Raw genomic sequence first — 15,269 nt, 5'->3', positions numbered from 1 at the left:
AAATCAATTCAGTGCCTCACTCATATGGTCCGCTCGCTCCGGCAGCCCAGACTATCGCAGCCGACCCGTGAACCGGGACCTCACAAGGAAGACCGGCAGGCGGTATGCCTGCCGGTCTCCGACACGAGCGGATGACGGGACTCGAACCCGTGTGAACGGCTTTGCAGGCCGGTGCCTAGCCACTCAGCCACACCCGCGTCAGTGAGTAACTCTGCCCTGAGTCACGGCGTCGAACCACAGTTCCGCTCAGCATGATTCGAGTGCGATCCCACCCGCCGTTCCAGTCTCTGGGAAAACTGCGAGCCCTTCGGGAACAAATCGGTCAGTCTCGATGCTGACTCCCTCGGCGGGCGCAGATCATACGAATTTCGCCCGAACGACCGAGCAGTTCGCCAGACCCAGACAACCCAGAAGGTTTCATGAGTGCCGAGAACACCGCCGTTGCCCCGCCCGTGAAGGCAGCTCCGCCCTTGGAGGCAGCCCCGCTGGAAATGAGCAGTGTCGACCGTAAGCCCAGCGTCGGGAAGATTCTTGCCCTCGGTTCCATGACTGCACTCGGGCCCTTCACCATCGACATGTATCTGCCCGCGCTGCCGGATATCGGCGCCGATCTCGGGGTCTCGTCGTCAACGGTTCAGCTGACGATCACCGGAACTCTCATCGGCCTCGCACTCGGACAGCTGTTGGTCGGGCCGCTCTCGGACACTCTCGGCCGCAAGAAGCCGCTGCTCGCCGGGATCGGTGTGCACATCCTGGCTTCGCTGCTGGCGGTCTTCGCACCGAGCATCGCGGTCCTCGGCATCCTGCGGGTTTTCCAGGGCATGGGCGCGGCGGCCGCGGCAGTGGTCACCATGGCGATCGTCCGCGACCTCTACAGCGGTAACACCGTTGCCGTCGTGATGAGCCGGCTGATGCTCGTGCTCGGCGTTGCGCCGATCCTGGCGCCCAGCATCGGTGGCGCCCTCCTCGTCGCCCTCGACTGGCGCGGGATCTTCGTCGTCCTGGCACTGATCGGCGTCGGCACAGCGATGATCGGTGCTTTCGGACTGTCCGAAACACTGCCGAAGGAAAAGCGTCGCCCGAGCGGATTGAAGTCGGTTCTCCGCACCTACGGTTCGCTGCTCGGCGACCGCACGTTCATGGTCCTGACGCTCGTCTCCAGCGTCGGTATGGCGTCGTTGTTCGCGTATGTCTCAGGCGCGTCGTTTGTCTATCAAGATCAGTACGGCCTCAATCAGCAGGAGTTCGCACTGCTCTTCAGTGCGGGCGCGATTGCGTTGATCGGTGCTTCGCAGGTCAACGTCCGACTGCTCGATCGCTGCACTCCTCAGCAGATCACCAAGTGTGCCCTCGTGGCTGCCGTTGTCTCCGGGGCCGTCGTCATTGCCGTCGCGGTCCTGGAACTGGGCGGGCTCGCCGGATTCGTGATCGCACTGTGGGTCATGGCCGGTGCCATCGGGTTCGTTCTTCCCAACGCCCCGGCACTGGCGCTCGCTCGTCACGGCGAAGCGGCCGGTACTGCCGCGGCAATGCTCGGTGCATTCCAGTTCGGCGTCGGTGCGGCCATCGCGCCGGCCGTCGGCCTGCTTGGAAACACGAGCACAGCCCTGGCCGTCACGATGACGGCGTGTGTGTCGCTCGGTCTGGTCGCTCTTCTGGCTACGACCCGAAAGAGTGATACGACCCGAAAGAGTGAATCGGTCTAACCGGCAGCGGAGAACCACTCGCTGTAGAAGGTGGCAAGTCCCAGGACGCACGAGATCGCGACGAAGATCCAGAATCTTGCGATCACGACGGTTTCCGGCCAACCGAGTAACTCGAAGTGATGATGGATCGGGGCCATCTTGAATACGCGTCGGCCGGACGATCGGAAGACCAGAACCTGGATGATCACCGACAGGATCTCAGCCACGAACAGGGCGCCGATGATGACCATTAGCAACTCGGTGTGCGTCGTGACGGACAGGCCGACCACCAGGCCGCCCAGCGCCAAGGAGCCGGTGTCACCCATGAAGATCTGAGCCGGGGCGGCATTCCACCAGAGGAAGCCGAGGCACGCCCCGCCTGCCGCGGCAGCGACGATAGCGAGATCCAGGGGGTCACGAACGTCGTAGCAACCGGCGGCAGGCTCGAGGACACACGAGTTCCGGTACTGCCAACCGGCGATGACGACGTAGGTCCCCAGGATCATGCCCATCGAACCGGCCGCGAGACCATCGAGACCGTCGGTGAAATTGACGGCGTTGGACCAGGCGAACACCAGAATGCAGAAGAAGACCACAAAGCCGATGGCACCCATGGAGAACACCGAGATATCTCGCACATGGGACAGGTACTGGCTTCCGGGGGTGACTCCGTTGTTGTTGGAGAACTGCAGGAACAGAATGCCGAAGATGATGGCGCTCGCCAGCTGACCGACGGTCTTTGCCGTCTTGTTCAGCCCGAGATTGCGCTTCTTGCGGATCTTGATGAAGTCGTCGAGAAAGCCGACGATTCCCAGTGACGTGGCGAGCGCGAGAACCAGCCAACCGGATGCAGACAACCGCGGTAGCCGCGAGCCGAAACCGATGATGTGTGCCGCCAGGTAGCCCGCCCACATGCCGGCGATGATCGCGATGCCGCCCATCGACGGGGTGCCACGCTTGCCCTGATGACTCTGCGGACCCTCGATCCGAATCTCGTGCCCGAGCCCCTGCCGCGAAAGCACACGAATGAGAAACGGAGTCAGGAAGAGCGCGACGAACAACGAGACGCCACCCGCTACGAGGATTGAAATCACCCGTGGGACTCTACAGACGTAAGCGGCTGCGACACACAATCAGACAAGGCACCCGACCGCTTGCCAGCATGGGATGATCGAACTTATGTCTCCCCCCGCGCCGCTCCCCCTCGACCCCATCGAAGAGGCGCATCGTCAGTGGACGAAGCACGGTTGGAGCGATGTCGCCGACGGTATGGCTGCGGTCACGTCGGTGATGCGTGCGCAACAGATCATGATGGCGCGGGTCGAAGAGGTACTCAAGCCTCTCGGGCTGACCTTCGCCCGCTACGAACTGCTGACGCTTCTCACCTTCACCAGGTCGGGCGCCCTCCCGATGGCCAAGGCAAGCGCCCGACTCCAGGTTCACCCCACCAGCGTCACCAATGCCGTCGACCGTTTGGAGAAAGCGGAGCTGGTCAGACGGGTCCCGCATCCCAGCGATCGACGTGCGACGCTCATCGAGATCTCCGACGCGGGTCGCGCGCTGGCCCTCGAAGCCACTGAAATGCTCAACAGCAAAGTGTTCGCACACCCCGGACTCCAGCAGGACAAGCTCGAGCAATTGGTGACGATCCTCACTGAACTTCGCAAGACTGCGGGTGACTTCGACACCGGCGGCGCGCCCACCAAGTGGTGAACCGACGACCCGTACACACAAAGAAACTGCCCTCACACTCTCGACGAGTGTGAGGGCAGTTTCAGCTGTTCGAAAGTTCAGCGCTAACGAATTTCAGCGGTGCTTGAACTCGGCGGACCGCTTCTCCACGAACGCGGTCATGCCTTCCTTCTGATCCTCCGTCGCGAAGGTCGAGTGGAACACCCGACGCTCGAAGCGGACGCCCTCGGCGAGTGTGGTCTCGAAGGAACGGTTGACCGCTTCCTTGGCCATCATCGCGATGGGCAGCGACATCTCGGCGATGGTGGTTGCGGTCTTCAATGCGTCGTCGAGCAGATCGGCGGCCGGAACGATCCGGGCAACCAGGCCTGCGCGCTCGGCCTCTTCTGCGTCCATGTTGCGGCCGGTCAGGCACAGCTCCATGGCCTTGGCCTTACCCACGGCGCGCGTAAGGCGCTGTGAGCCACCGATACCCGGAATGACACCGAGCTTGATCTCGGGCTGGCCGAACTTCGCGGTATCCGAAGCGATGATGAAATCGCAGAGCATCGCCAGTTCGCAGCCACCACCGAGCGCGTACCCGGAGACGGCGGCGATCAGCGGCTTACGAGCGGCTGCGACGCGGTCCCACGGGGTGAAGAAATCTTCGACGTATGCGTCCATGTACGTCTTGGACTGCATTTCCTTGATGTCGGCGCCGGCGGCGAAGGCGCGCTCGGAACCGGTGATCAGGATGGCTCCGATGCCGTTGTCCGCTTCGAGGTCGGCAACCGCGGCGACGACCTCGTTCATCAGCTCGGAGTTCAGGGCGTTGAGAGCCTTCGGGCGGTTGAGCGTGATGACGCCGACGCGACCCTTACGCTCGAGGATGATGGTGTTGAAGTCGGTCACTACTGTCCTTCGGTCGAACGGTCACGGATGTCGTTGATGATGGCAGAGAAGTCCTGACCGCCACCGCCCGCGGCGTGGAAGCGACTGTAGAGTTCCGCGGCCTTGAGCCCGATCTCCGCATCGACGCCGTTGTTGCGCAGCGCATTTGCAGCCAGACCGAGGTCCTTGTCCATCAGCGCGACAGCAAAGCCGGGCTGGTAGTCGTTGTTGGCCGGGCTGGTGGGCACCGGTCCCGGTACCGGGCAGTTGGTGGTCAGTGCCCAGCACTGCCCCGAGGCGTTGGACGCCACGTCGAAGAGCGCCTGGTTGCTCAGGCCGAGCTTCTCGCCCAGCACGAATGCCTCGCTGATCGCGATCATCGAAATGCCGAGGATCATGTTGTTGCAGATCTTGGCAGCCTGGCCGACACCGGCGTCGCCGCAGTGAACGACCTTGCGGCCCATCACGTCCAGCAACGGTGACGCGGCCTGGAAATCAGCCTCGGAACCGCCGACCATGAATGCCAGCGTGCCTGCGGTAGCCCCGACGACTCCACCGGAGACCGGTGCGTCGACGCTGCGGTGACTGGCCGCTTCGGCCTTGTCGTGCGCCTCGCGGGCGTCTGCGACGTCGATGGTGGAACAGTCGATGAACAGCGTGCCCGGTGTTGCCACCGGCAGCAGCTCTTCGTACAGACCCAGAACATGCTTACCGCTCGGCAGCATCGTGATCACGACGTCGGCACCGCGAACGGCGTCGACCGCCGAATCCGCTACCGATGCACCGTCTTTGACTGCCTGCTCCAGCGCCGCGGGTGCCAGATCGAAACCGACGACCTTGTGTCCGGCCTTGACGAGATTGGCCGCCATCGGGCCACCCATGTGACCGAGTCCGATAAATCCAATGGTGCTCATTAGTGATGCTCCTTCGGCGGTGATCAGTTGCCTTGCGGTTGAGTGGTGAGTCCGAGCTCGTTGTCGCCCAGCGGGGTGAAGTAGGCATCGACGGATTCAGCCGTGACATCTTCGAGGGTTGCCGGCAACCACTTCGGGTTTCGGTCCTTCTCGACTACCTGGGCGCGAATACCCTCGACCAGGTCGTGCGAGGCGAGCGCTGCCGTCGAGACCCGGAACTCCTCGTTGAGGACTTCTTCCAAGCTTGCTGCTTCCTTGGCATGTCGCAGGGATCGCAGGGTCACCGACAGTGCAATCGGAGACTTGCCGAGAATCTGCTCCGCTGCCTTCTCCGCCTCGGGGATTCCACTCGCTCGAAGACGCTCGACGATGGTGGAGACGTCGTCGGCAGAGTACGCGGCGTCGATCCAGCTCTGCTGGGCCAACAGTTCCGACACCGGAGCCGGCTCCGCGTACTGCGCCACGGCGTCGGCAACCGAAGACGACGCGAGTGCGGCGATGAACGTCTCGATGTTCTCCGACGGGATGAAGTGATCCGCGAAGCCTGCTGCGATGGCATCGCCGGCGCTCAGTCGCGCCGTGGTGAGCGCGATGTGCGTTCCGAGTTCACCGGGAGCACGCGAGAGCAGGTAAGTTCCGCCCACGTCAGGGATGAAACCGATTCCGGTCTCGGGCATTCCGATCATCGAGCGCTCGGTCACGATGCGAATGTCGCCGTGTGCGGACACTCCGACGCCGCCGCCCATGACGATCCCGTCCATGATTGCGACGTACGGCTTCGGGTAGTTCGCGATCTCGGAATTGAGGATGTACTCCTCACGCCAGAAATCGAGCGAACCGGTCTTGCCGTCCTTGGCGTCGTGGTAGATCGAGACGATGTCGCCGCCGGCGCACAGACCACGCTCGCCGGCGCCCGTGAGTACGACCGCCTTGACGTCGTCGTCGGACTTCCATTCCGCGAGTGCCTTGGCCATCGCCTTGACCATCGAGTGGTTGAGGGCGTTGATCGCCTTGGGCCGGTTGAGGGTGATGAGCCCCAGTCCGTCACGCTTTTCGATCAATACCTCGAGCTCGTCGCTCATGCTGCTCCTTGCTTTCCCTGACCTGATGCGACCACGCTTCGCGCGATGACCACCCTCATGATCTCGTTGCTGCCTTCGAGGATCTGATGAACCCGAAGATCGCGGACGATCTTCTCGATCCCGTACTCAGCAAGATAGCCGTACCCGCCGTGAAGCTGGAGAGCCTTGTTGGCTACGTCGAACCCGGTGTCGGTGGCAAAGCGCTTGGCCATCGCACACAACTCCACGACGTCGGACGCTCCGTCTTCGAGTGCGGCAGCGGCGCGCCACAGCAACGTCCTGGCCGCTTCGAGTTCGGTACGCATGTCGGCGAGCTGGAACTGCAGGGCCTGCGACTCGATCAGTGCCGAACCGAAAGCTTTGCGGTCCACCAGATATGCGACTGCCTTCTCCAGCGCTGCCTGGGCCCCACCGACCGAGCAGGCGGCGATGTTCAGCCGGCCGCCGTTGAGACCCTTCATAGCGATGCGGAAGCCGCTGCCCTCTTCACCGAGCATGTTGGCGGCAGGAACTCGCGCGTCTTCGAAGATCACCTGACGGGTGGGCTGCGCGTTCCAGCCCATCTTGACCTCGTTGGCACCGAACGACAGTCCGGGCGAATCCTTGGGCACGATGAACGCCGAGATCCCCTTGGCACCGGCAGATCCGGTGCGTGCCATCACGACGTACACGTCGGAAGTGCCTGCGCCGGAAATGAACTGTTTGACGCCGTTGAGGATGTAGTCGTCGCCGTCACGAACGGCCTTGGTGCTCAAGCCCGCAGCATCGGAGCCAGCGCCGGGTTCGGTGAGGCAGTAGCTGCCCAGTTGATCCATCGAGCAGAGTCCGGGGACCCACTTGTGGCGCTGTTCGTCGTTGCCGAACTGGTCGATCATCCACGTGACCATGTTGTGGATGGAGATGTACGCGGCGATCGACGGATCGCCCTTGGCCAGCTCTTCGAAGATCCGGGCAGCGTCGACGCGGCTCAGCTCACTGCCGCCCACGTCCTCACGAATGTAGATACCGCCCATCCCCAGGGACGCCGCCTTACGGAGGACGTCCACCGGGAAATGCTTGGTCTGATCCCACTCCACTGCGTTGGGCGCCAGATGCTCGGCCGCGAAGTCGCGGGCAGTGTCGCGAATCGCCCGCTCGTCATCGGTCAGAGTAAACATGGAAAGTGTTCCGATCAGTTCATCGTGGGGATGACGAAGTGGTTGGTCTCTTCCTTCTTGCCGGAAGGCCAGCGCTGCGTCACGGTCTTGGTCTTGGTGTAGAAGCGGAAGGAGTCGGGACCGTGCTGGTTCAGGTCACCGAATCCGGAGCGCTTCCAGCCACCGAAGGTGTGGTAGGCGATCGGGACCGGGATCGGCACGTTGACGCCGACCATGCCGACGTTGACGCGGGCGGTGAAGTCACGTGCGGTGTCGCCGTCGCGGGTGAAGATGGAGACGCCGTTGCCGTACTCGTGTTCGGTCGGAAGACGCAGCGCCTCTTCGTAATCGGCAGCGCGGACCACCTGAAGGACGGGTCCGAAGATCTCTTCCTTGTAGATGCGCATGTCCGAGGTGACGTTGTCGAACAGGGTTGCGCCGGCGAAGAATCCGCCTTCGTGGCCTTCGAGAGTGAAGCCGCGGCCGTCGACGACTGCCGTTGCGCCCTCGTCGATGCCGATCTGCACGTAGTTGTTGACGCGGTCGAGGGCATCCTGGCAAACGAGCGGGCCGAAATCGACACCTTCGTCGTCACTGCGACCGATCTTGAGCTTCGCGACGCGCTCCTTCAGCTTCGCGACAAGAGCGTCCGCGGTCTCCTCGCCGACGGGAACGGCAACCGAGATGGCCATGCAACGCTCACCGGCACTGCCGTAGCCTGCACCGATCAGGGCGTCGGCAACCTCGTCGAGGTCGGCGTCCGGCATGACGATCGCGTGGTTCTTGGCGCCACCGAAGCACTGTGCGCGCTTGCCATGAGCTGCGGCCGTCTCGTAGATGTACTGAGCGATCGGCGTGGAGCCGACGAAGCCGACAGCCTTGATGCGATCGTCGGTGAGCAGGACGTCGACAACTTCCTTGTCACCGTTGACGACGTTGAACACGCCCGCGGGCAGGCCGGCTTCGAGGAACAGTTCAGCCAGACGCAGCGGGACGGAGGGGTCACGCTCGGAGGGCTTGAGGATGAAGGCGTTACCGGCGGCGAGGGCGGGGCCGGCCTTCCACAGCGGGATCATCGCCGGGAAGTTGAAGGGCGTGATGCCTGCGACGACGCCGAGCGGCTGACGCATGGAGTACACGTCGATGCCGGTGCCGGCACTCTCGGTGAATTCGCCCTTGAGCAGGTGCGGAGCGCCGACGGCGAATTCGATGACCTCGAGGCCACGCTGAATGTCACCCTTGGCGTCGGCGACGGTCTTGCCGTGCTCGGACGAGAGGAGGCGGGCCAGAGAATCCATCTCGGCCTGAGCGAGCTGGAGGAACTTCATCAGCACACGGGCGCGCTTCTGCGGGTTGAATGCTGCCCACACCTGCTGCGCCTCTTCGGCATTGGCGATGATGGCTTCGGTCTCGGCCTTGCTCGCGAGGGGGACGCGGGCCTGCACCTTGCCGGTGTTGGGATCGAACACGTCCGCAAATCGATCAGATGTCCCGGGAACACGCTTGCCACCGACGAAGTGCGTCAACTCGTGAACCGTCGCATTTTCAACCATTGTGCTAACCCGTTCCTTGCTCGTATGGACCGCCCAGGAGGCAGCAGTGAATATGTCTACCATCCTATAGTTGGATGTCCATGTATGTCTAGAGCCCAAGGGCCGTGCGCCTTTATTAACCGCGGGGGGTTAATAAAGGCGCACAGCGCGGAGCGCGGCTGCCGCTTCCTGCGCGACTACTGCATCGGTGACGTCGTATCCGTCCGATCCCCCGCCCGGGCCACCGGACACCGCGACAACCTTGCGTGCCGAGAGATGCACCGCATCGACGCCGACGGCGGCGATTGCCGGGATGTCGTCGACGGTTATTCCGCCACCGGCCATGATCTGGATCCGGCCTGCGGCATGTTCGACCATTCGACCGATCTCGTCGAGACCCTCGCTGCAGGTATCCGCACCCCCGGACGTCAGCACGCGGGTCACGCCCAACTCGATCAGTTCGTCCAGCGCGGTCAGACGGTCGGCCACCACGTCCATCGCACGATGTACCGTCACCTCGACCCGCGCACGGTCCATGCATCCGATGATGCGACGCAGCACGACGGTGTCGATCGTATTGTCTTCTGTCAGTGCGCCGATCACGACGCCGGAAGCTCCTCCGGCCACGGCAGCACGTACGTCGTGCTCCATCACCCACACTTCGTCGGGTGAGAACACGAAACCTCCGGCGCGCGGACGGATCAACGGGTGAACCGCGATCCCCACTTCCGACGCAGCCTCGATCACTCCGATGCTGGGCGTCAATCCCCCCGTCGGGCCGAGTGCCGCACACAACTCGACTCGAGTCGCTCCTACCGAACGCGCGATCCTCGCCCCCCGCACGTCCTGCACAGCCAGCTCCAGAACCGTCATGTCAGAAGGACTGCCACGACGGCTTGTGTTCGAGCGCATACCGGTAGTAGTCGGCAAGTTTGAGCGAACTGGCAGCAGCTTCGTCGATCACGACGGTGACATGGCGATGCAATTGCATCACCGAAGCCGGGCAGAACGCAGACAACGGACCTTCGACGGCAGCGGCGATCGCATCGGCCTTCCCTTCTCCGGTCGCGATCATCACCAGATGCCGTGCATCGCTGATGGTTCCGAGACCCTGGGTCAGCACGTGGTGTGGGACGTCGTCCACCCCGTCGAAGAACCGTGCGTTGTCGATCCGGGTCTGCTCGGTCAGCGTCTTCACGCGAGTTCTCGAGGTCAACGACGACCCTGGCTCGTTGAAGCCGATGTGACCGTCGGTGCCGATGCCGAGCAACTGCACGTCCACTCCCCCGGCCGCCGCGATGCTCTGGTCGTATCGTGCGATCTCTTTCTCCGGGCACGGTGCTTCACCGTTGGGACTCGACACCATCGCCGGATCCAGATTGACGTGATCGACGAACTCCGACCGAATCACCGAGTAATACGACTGCGGATGGCGTTTCGGCAATCCCAGGTACTCGTCGAGCAGAAACGCCCGAGCCAGCGAGAAGTCGAGTTCGGCATCGCGATGCCTCGCTGCCAGTTCACGATAGGTTCCGATCGGCGACGACCCCGTTGCAAGCCCAAGCGTCGTCGCCCCGGCTCTGACGTAGCCTTCGACGATGTCCGCGACGGTCGAGTCGACCTCCGCGGGTGTCGGCTGAATTACGATTTCCATGATTTTTCCTTTCCGACGGCTTTTCCGCCGAGTAGTACACGCCCCAGGCGCAATTGACGATCGGTGACCACGATGTCGGCTCGGCAGCCCACGGCCAGCGATCCGATCAGGTCGCCAAGTCCCAGCAGACGCGCTGGGCTCCGAGTTGCCGCTGCGACAGCGTCTTCCAGCGCGACGCCGCCGTCGAAGACAGTGCTGCGAAGCACGTCGAGCAATCTTGCAGTCCCTCCGGCGATGGCACCGGAACTGCCGTCGGTGGTCGCGAGTCTTGCTACTCCGTCGGCAACCGTGACGTCGAGCGCACCGAGTTGGTAGTCGCCGTCGTCCATTCCGGCCGCGGCCATCGAATCACTGACCAAGGCGATCTGGTCCGGTCCGACAGCGTCGAAGACCATCGACACGGTCTCGGGCGCAAGATGCACACCGTCTGCGATCAGTTCCACCACCATCTCGCCTCTCGCGGCAGCCGCCAGGCACGCCGCGACGGGACCCGGAGATCGATGGTGCAGGGGCGGCATCCCGTTGAAGAGGTGGGTTGCGCTGATCTGACCGGCCCAATCCCCTTGCACCGCAGCATCGATGCGCGCCGATGTCGTTGCCGCGTCCGCATCGGTGTGACCGAAACTCGGCACGATATTGCGATGACGCATGATCGCGAGCAACTCTTCGAAGTTCTCGGTCTCGGGCGCCAAGGTCATGGACCGCACGGTCCCCCGCGCAGCGTCACAGACGGCTTCGAGAAGGTCCGGATCGCCGGGCACGATCGCCGCCGGATCCTGGGCACCGCAGCGAACGCCGTTGATGAACGGCCCCTCGAGGTGGATACCCAGAAGTTCTCCGCGTTCGACCAGATCGGCGAGCATCGTTGCTTGTCGGACCAGATCTGCGCGCGGTGCAGAGACCAGGCTGGCCAGCATTCCGGTCGTGCCGTGCTCACCATGGTGCGCCGCAGCGCGGCTCGCACCATCGGCGTCGGTGTTCGGGAAACCAGCACCAGCTGCGCCGTGGCTGTGCACATCGATCAGGCCGGGCATGATCACCGTGTCGGTGCGTTCCGGAATGACGACGACCGGTGCGGACGCCATGTAGTCCGCAGCCGAGCCGACCCAGCTGATCTTCTCACCGTCCGCGACCACAACTCCGTCGTGAATCTTGCCGATCGGAGATCCGATCACCGTTCCCCGCAGTACGAGCCGATCGCCGACAGCAGCCGAGCCTGATGTACTCATGCTGACTCGCGAATCCGCGCGACAGCTGCTCTACCCTCGAGCGGGTTTCGCGCGCCCCGCGCCGCAGCGGCCATGTCCTTGCACACCGCCAGATCGAGAGAGGCCAGTTGCGCGCGAACTGCGCCCAATGCCGGGACCGACATCGACAGACTCGTCACGCCCAAACCGACCAGAACCGGAGCCAACAGCGGGTCCGACGCGGATTCTCCGCACACACCAACAGGTTTCCCGGCGTCGGCGCCCGCCTGACCGACCATCGCGATCAGATCGAGGACCGCCGGCTGCCACGGATCGAGCAGCTGCGCCAGGCCTCCGGCCATACGATCCACGGCGCAGGTGTACTGGCTCAGATCGTTGGTGCCGATACTGACAAAATCGAGGTGCTCGAGGATATCCTTCGCTCGCAACGCGGCAGCCGGAATCTCGATCATTGCTCCGACCTTGCCGATCCCCCGCGAACGCGCAAGTTCTGCAAAGTCTTTCGCCTCGTCGGCAGTGGCTACCATCGGCGCCATCACCCACAGATCGGCGCCCGTCGCGTTGCCTGCAGCCGCGAGGGCGTCGAGCTGACTGATGAGTGTGTCGGGATAGACCGTGCCGACACGGAGCCCGCGGATACCAAGGGCCGGATTCTCCTCGACCCCGAGATCGAGAAACGGCAACGGCTTGTCCGAACCAGAGTCGAGAGTGCGGACCACCACCTTCTGTCCGGCGAAGTGCCCGAGCACCGACGAATACGTCTGCGCTTGCTCCTCCACCGAAGGTGCGTCGTGGCGCCCGAGATACGAGAATTCGGTACGGAACAGTCCGACGCCCTCACAATCCGCCGCCCCGGCCCGCGCGGCGTCCTCCAGGGTTCCGATGTTGGCCGACAACCTCACCGCGAACCCGTCACGCGTGCGTCCTGGACCATGTGCCGAAGCTGACTGCTCTGCCACGAACGATGCTTCGAGGACAGCGCGCTCGCGCATTTCTGCCGAGGGATCGATGGTGACCGTCCCGGTGGTGCCGTCGAGGATGAGGAGTTTTCCCTCAGCCAGCAGATCGGTTCCCGAGCAGTTGACCACGGCCGGGATTCCGAGCGACTTCGCCAAGATTGCGGTGTGGCTGGTCGGACCTCCTTCGGCAGTCAACAATCCGACCACGTCACTGTTGCCCAACGTCGCTGTATCCGCCGGAGCGAGGTCGCGCGCCACCAGGATGTACGGATGACCGGGAGCGGGGATTCCTGGCATCGGTTCGCCGCGAAGAACGGCCACGGCTCGCTGCCCGAGATCGCGCAAATCCGTTGCCCGCTCGGCCATGTACCCACCGAGCGCCGTGAGCTTTTCACAGAATGCGTCGAAGGCAACTGCGACGGCGTGTGCGGTCGGCAGCCCCGATTCCAGGTTCGCCTTGGCCGCCTTCACGATGCCCGCATCGCGCGCCATCGCAGCCGACGTCGTGAGGATCTCCGCCGATACGCCCTCGACTGTCTTTGCACGCGAGAGCAGTTCCTCCGCGACGGCGTCCAGTGCCTCACGGATCCTGATCAGCTCCGCCTCGGGACTGCCGGTGATCGGGTCCGACGCCGAAGTCGGCTCAGGCGTGGAGAATCGCAACCACGGCGCACAGACCGAACCCGCGCTCACTCCGATACCCGCGATGCGGTTGTCCACACTCGCCGTCATCAGGCTTCGTCCAGTTCGGAGGCGAGAAGCTCTGCGAGCGAACCGACCGCAGCATCGGCGCCGTCACCGTCAGCACGCAACGTCACCGAATCCCCAAATGCGGCTCCGAGAGTCATGACAGACAACATGCTGGAGGCGTCGACGGGTTCGCCGTCGCCCAGCGAGATGGTGACGTCGACCGGCAGGTCGGCCGCGGCGCGCGCGAAGAGCGCTGCGGGTCGTGCGTGGAGCCCGACTCGGGATCCGATTGTCGTGGTTGCGATCGCCATGGTCAGCGTCCTCCCAGTTCCTTGTCGAGCTTGTTTTCCAGTTCGGCGACGAGCGGGGCGTCGGTGCGGCTGTCACCTTCGGCAGCCAGTGCCAGTTCGGCCTCGAGCAGCGCGGCGTCGGGCTCACCAGCGGCCACCGCGACCTCTTCTTCTCGTCCCGGCGTGCGCAGATTCCACTTCTTGATGACGAAGCTGAAAAGGAAGTAGTAGATCACGGCGTAGCCGAGTCCGATCGGGATCAACATCCATGCGTTGGTGGCCTTGCCGAAGTTCAACACGTAGTCGAAGAAGCCTGCGGAGAACGTGAATCCGTCGTGAATCCCCAGCGCATTGACCAAGGCCATCGACGTTCCGGTCAGGAGCGAGTGGATGACGTACAGCGGCCACGCGACGAACATGAAGGAGAATTCGAGCGGCTCGGTGATACCGGTGAGGAAAGCAGTCAGGCCGGTGGAGAGCATGATGCCGCCGACGAGCTTCTTCTGAGAAGGCTTGGCGTTGCGCCAGATTGCGAAGGCTGCAGCGGGGAGGGCGAACATCATGATCGGGAAGAAGCCGGTCATGAACGTGCCGGCAGATGGGTCGCCGGCGAAGAACCGGTTGAGGTCGCCGCGAACGATCTGTCCGCTCGCGTCCTGGTAGTCGCCGATCAGGAACCACACGGCGGAGTTCAAGATGTGATGCAAGCCGGTGGGGATCAGGAGGCGGTTCGCTGCGCCGTAAATGCCGCCGCCCACAACGGTATTGGAAGCAACTGCTTCACCGACCCAGTTCAATCCGGAGTTGAACAACGGGTACACGAATGCCATCAGGACACCGACGACGAGACCTGTGATCGCTGTCAGAATGGGAACGAGCCTGCGCCCGTTGAAGAATCCGAGATAATCGGGAAGCTTCGTTCGATAGAACCGCTGCCACAAGATCGCCGACAGCAAGCCCATCACGATGCCGGCGAGCACACCGTAGTTGATCAGTGATTGATCCCCGTTCGGGTCGGTCTTCCCTTCGAGGACGATGGGCGACATCGCCTTGAACACTCCGTCGATCACCATGTAGCCGACGACGGCCGCCAAGGCAGTCGAGCCGTCGGCCTTCTTGGCCCAGCCGATCGCGATACCGACGGCGAAGATCAGCGGCAGCCACGTGAAGACTGCTTGTCCTGCCGCAGAGATCACTGCAGCAGCACTGTGCATCGAACTGAATCGCCCGAGCAGGTCGTCCTGGCCTAGGCGGAGCAAGATTCCCGCAGCCGGCAGAACGGCGATCGGAAGCATCAAGCTTCGGCCGAGGCGTTGAACCCCGGCGAACACTTTCGATTCCTTCTTCGGGGTGTCTTCGAGAGTCATCAAGGACCTTCTTCGTTCGCCGGGCCGCGTCGCGATCGGCCGCTGGTTCTGGAAATTCGGGTGTCGTGCACGTGCAGGTTTCGTGAAAATGCAGGTCACGGTTCATGCTCGGAAGTGAGGGCAAAACCGTTTTGTCGAAACTGTTGTGGAGCCGGACTTCCAACGGGTACTGTCCGGTCATAACCAGTTG

At 63.3% G+C, this 15,269-nt stretch carries 14 protein-coding genes and 1 tRNA gene; 2 read left to right on the top strand and 13 right to left on the bottom strand.

Annotated features, from left to right (window positions below; all coding sequences use genetic code 11):
* Nucleotides 1-126: 126 nt before the first annotated feature.
* Nucleotides 127-197 (bottom strand) — tRNA-Cys (locus tag CPI83_RS10455).
* 222 nt (nucleotides 198-419) lie between these two features.
* Here CPI83_RS10455 and CPI83_RS10450 point away from each other — a divergent pair.
* Entirely contained in the window at nucleotides 420-1,706 is a 1,287-nt protein-coding gene (locus tag CPI83_RS10450; protein ID WP_097387187.1) for a multidrug effflux MFS transporter, read from the top strand.
* Here CPI83_RS10450 and mraY read toward each other — a convergent pair.
* A complete protein-coding gene (gene mraY / locus CPI83_RS10445) occupies nucleotides 1,703-2,779 on the bottom strand; it encodes a phospho-N-acetylmuramoyl-pentapeptide-transferase (protein ID WP_003941316.1) in 1,077 nt (358 codons plus the stop codon). The two genes, CPI83_RS10450 and mraY, sit on opposite strands and share 4 nt — an antisense overlap.
* An 85-nt stretch (nucleotides 2,780-2,864) precedes the next feature.
* Between mraY and CPI83_RS10440 the strand changes: the two genes are divergently transcribed.
* Nucleotides 2,865-3,398 carry a MarR family transcriptional regulator gene (locus CPI83_RS10440; RefSeq protein ID WP_020970065.1) on the top strand — a complete coding sequence of 178 codons (534 nt, stop codon included), beginning with the start codon at nucleotides 2,865-2,867 and terminating at the stop codon, nucleotides 3,396-3,398.
* A 93-nt stretch (nucleotides 3,399-3,491) separates the two neighbouring features.
* Here the strand turns inward: CPI83_RS10440 and CPI83_RS10435 are convergent, their stop codons facing one another.
* The 11 genes from CPI83_RS10435 to CPI83_RS10385 all read right to left on the bottom strand — a co-directional run bounded on the left by CPI83_RS10435 (nucleotide 3,492) and on the right by CPI83_RS10385 (nucleotide 15,079).
* A complete protein-coding gene (locus CPI83_RS10435; protein ID WP_003941374.1) occupies nucleotides 3,492-4,268 on the bottom strand; it encodes an enoyl-CoA hydratase in 777 nt (258 codons plus the stop codon).
* Complete coding sequence (mmsB, locus tag CPI83_RS10430) at nucleotides 4,268-5,161, bottom strand: 3-hydroxyisobutyrate dehydrogenase (protein WP_097387186.1); 894 nt, start codon at nucleotides 5,159-5,161, stop codon at nucleotides 4,268-4,270. The genes CPI83_RS10435 and mmsB overlap by 1 nt, the downstream gene beginning before the upstream one ends.
* Nucleotides 5,162-5,184: 23 nt before the next feature.
* The gene (locus CPI83_RS10425) at nucleotides 5,185-6,243 is read right to left on the bottom strand and encodes an enoyl-CoA hydratase/isomerase family protein (protein WP_097387185.1); all 1,059 of its coding nucleotides are present in this window, start codon (nucleotides 6,241-6,243) and stop codon (nucleotides 5,185-5,187) included.
* Nucleotides 6,240-7,400 carry an isobutyryl-CoA dehydrogenase gene (locus tag CPI83_RS10420; protein WP_080910648.1) on the bottom strand — a complete coding sequence of 387 codons (1,161 nt, stop codon included), beginning with the start codon at nucleotides 7,398-7,400 and terminating at the stop codon, nucleotides 6,240-6,242. The genes CPI83_RS10425 and CPI83_RS10420 overlap by 4 nt, the downstream gene beginning before the upstream one ends.
* Before the next feature lie 14 nt (nucleotides 7,401-7,414).
* Nucleotides 7,415-8,932 carry a CoA-acylating methylmalonate-semialdehyde dehydrogenase gene (locus CPI83_RS10415; RefSeq protein WP_003941275.1) on the bottom strand — a complete coding sequence of 506 codons (1,518 nt, stop codon included), beginning with the start codon at nucleotides 8,930-8,932 and terminating at the stop codon, nucleotides 7,415-7,417.
* A gap of 129 nt (nucleotides 8,933-9,061) precedes the next feature.
* Nucleotides 9,062-9,784, bottom strand: a complete 723-nt coding sequence (locus CPI83_RS10410; protein WP_097387184.1) for a copper homeostasis protein CutC — start codon at nucleotides 9,782-9,784, stop codon at nucleotides 9,062-9,064.
* Nucleotide 9,785: 1 nt separating this feature from the next.
* Nucleotides 9,786-10,565 carry a glucosamine-6-phosphate deaminase gene (gene nagB / locus CPI83_RS10405; protein WP_021334281.1) on the bottom strand — a complete coding sequence of 260 codons (780 nt, stop codon included), beginning with the start codon at nucleotides 10,563-10,565 and terminating at the stop codon, nucleotides 9,786-9,788.
* Nucleotides 10,553-11,794, bottom strand: a complete 1,242-nt coding sequence (locus CPI83_RS10400) for an N-acetylglucosamine-6-phosphate deacetylase (protein WP_097387183.1) — start codon at nucleotides 11,792-11,794, stop codon at nucleotides 10,553-10,555. The genes nagB and CPI83_RS10400 overlap by 13 nt, the downstream gene beginning before the upstream one ends.
* The gene (gene ptsP / locus CPI83_RS10395) at nucleotides 11,791-13,464 is read right to left on the bottom strand and encodes a phosphoenolpyruvate--protein phosphotransferase (protein ID WP_060939005.1); all 1,674 of its coding nucleotides are present in this window, start codon (nucleotides 13,462-13,464) and stop codon (nucleotides 11,791-11,793) included. Before ptsP ends, CPI83_RS10400 begins: the two co-directional genes overlap by 4 nt.
* Complete coding sequence (locus tag CPI83_RS10390) at nucleotides 13,464-13,733, bottom strand: HPr family phosphocarrier protein (RefSeq protein ID WP_019749212.1); 270 nt, start codon at nucleotides 13,731-13,733, stop codon at nucleotides 13,464-13,466. The genes ptsP and CPI83_RS10390 overlap by 1 nt, the downstream gene beginning before the upstream one ends.
* 2 nt (nucleotides 13,734-13,735) lie before the next feature.
* A complete protein-coding gene (locus CPI83_RS10385; RefSeq protein ID WP_097387182.1) occupies nucleotides 13,736-15,079 on the bottom strand; it encodes a PTS transporter subunit EIIC in 1,344 nt (447 codons plus the stop codon).
* Nucleotides 15,080-15,269 lie beyond the last annotated feature (190 nt).

This window comes from Rhodococcus sp. H-CA8f, assembly GCF_002501585.1.
Lineage (GTDB): Bacteria > Actinomycetota > Actinomycetes > Mycobacteriales > Mycobacteriaceae > Rhodococcus_F > Rhodococcus_F erythropolis.
The sequence above is the reverse complement of the archived record's forward strand: the minus strand, read 5'-3'. Positions and strand labels throughout refer to the sequence as shown.

Bases quoted from the DNA above. Each gene is read 5' to 3' on its own strand.
- nagB (WP_021334281.1), bottom strand. From the start codon at position 10,565: ATGGAAATCGTAATTCAGCCGACACCCGCGGAGGTCGACTCGACCGTC.
- CPI83_RS10400 (WP_097387183.1), bottom strand. From the start codon at position 11,794: ATGAGTACATCAGGCTCGGCTGCTGTCGGCGATCGGCTCGTACTGCGG.
- mmsB (WP_097387186.1), bottom strand. From the start codon at position 5,161: ATGAGCACCATTGGATTTATCGGACTCGGTCACATGGGTGGCCCGATG.
- CPI83_RS10425 (WP_097387185.1), bottom strand. From the start codon at position 6,243: ATGAGCGACGAGCTCGAGGTATTGATCGAAAAGCGTGACGGACTGGGG.
- CPI83_RS10415 (WP_003941275.1), bottom strand. From the start codon at position 8,932: ATGGTTGAAAATGCGACGGTTCACGAGTTGACGCACTTCGTCGGTGGC.
- CPI83_RS10440 (WP_020970065.1), top strand. From the start codon at position 2,865: ATGTCTCCCCCCGCGCCGCTCCCCCTCGACCCCATCGAAGAGGCGCAT.
- CPI83_RS10410 (WP_097387184.1), bottom strand. From the start codon at position 9,784: ATGACGGTTCTGGAGCTGGCTGTGCAGGACGTGCGGGGGGCGAGGATC.
- CPI83_RS10420 (WP_080910648.1), bottom strand. From the start codon at position 7,400: ATGTTTACTCTGACCGATGACGAGCGGGCGATTCGCGACACTGCCCGC.
- CPI83_RS10385 (WP_097387182.1), bottom strand. From the start codon at position 15,079: ATGACTCTCGAAGACACCCCGAAGAAGGAATCGAAAGTGTTCGCCGGG.
- CPI83_RS10450 (WP_097387187.1), top strand. From the start codon at position 420: ATGAGTGCCGAGAACACCGCCGTTGCCCCGCCCGTGAAGGCAGCTCCG.
- ptsP (WP_060939005.1), bottom strand. From the start codon at position 13,464: ATGACGGCGAGTGTGGACAACCGCATCGCGGGTATCGGAGTGAGCGCG.
- CPI83_RS10390 (WP_019749212.1), bottom strand. From the start codon at position 13,733: ATGGCGATCGCAACCACGACAATCGGATCCCGAGTCGGGCTCCACGCA.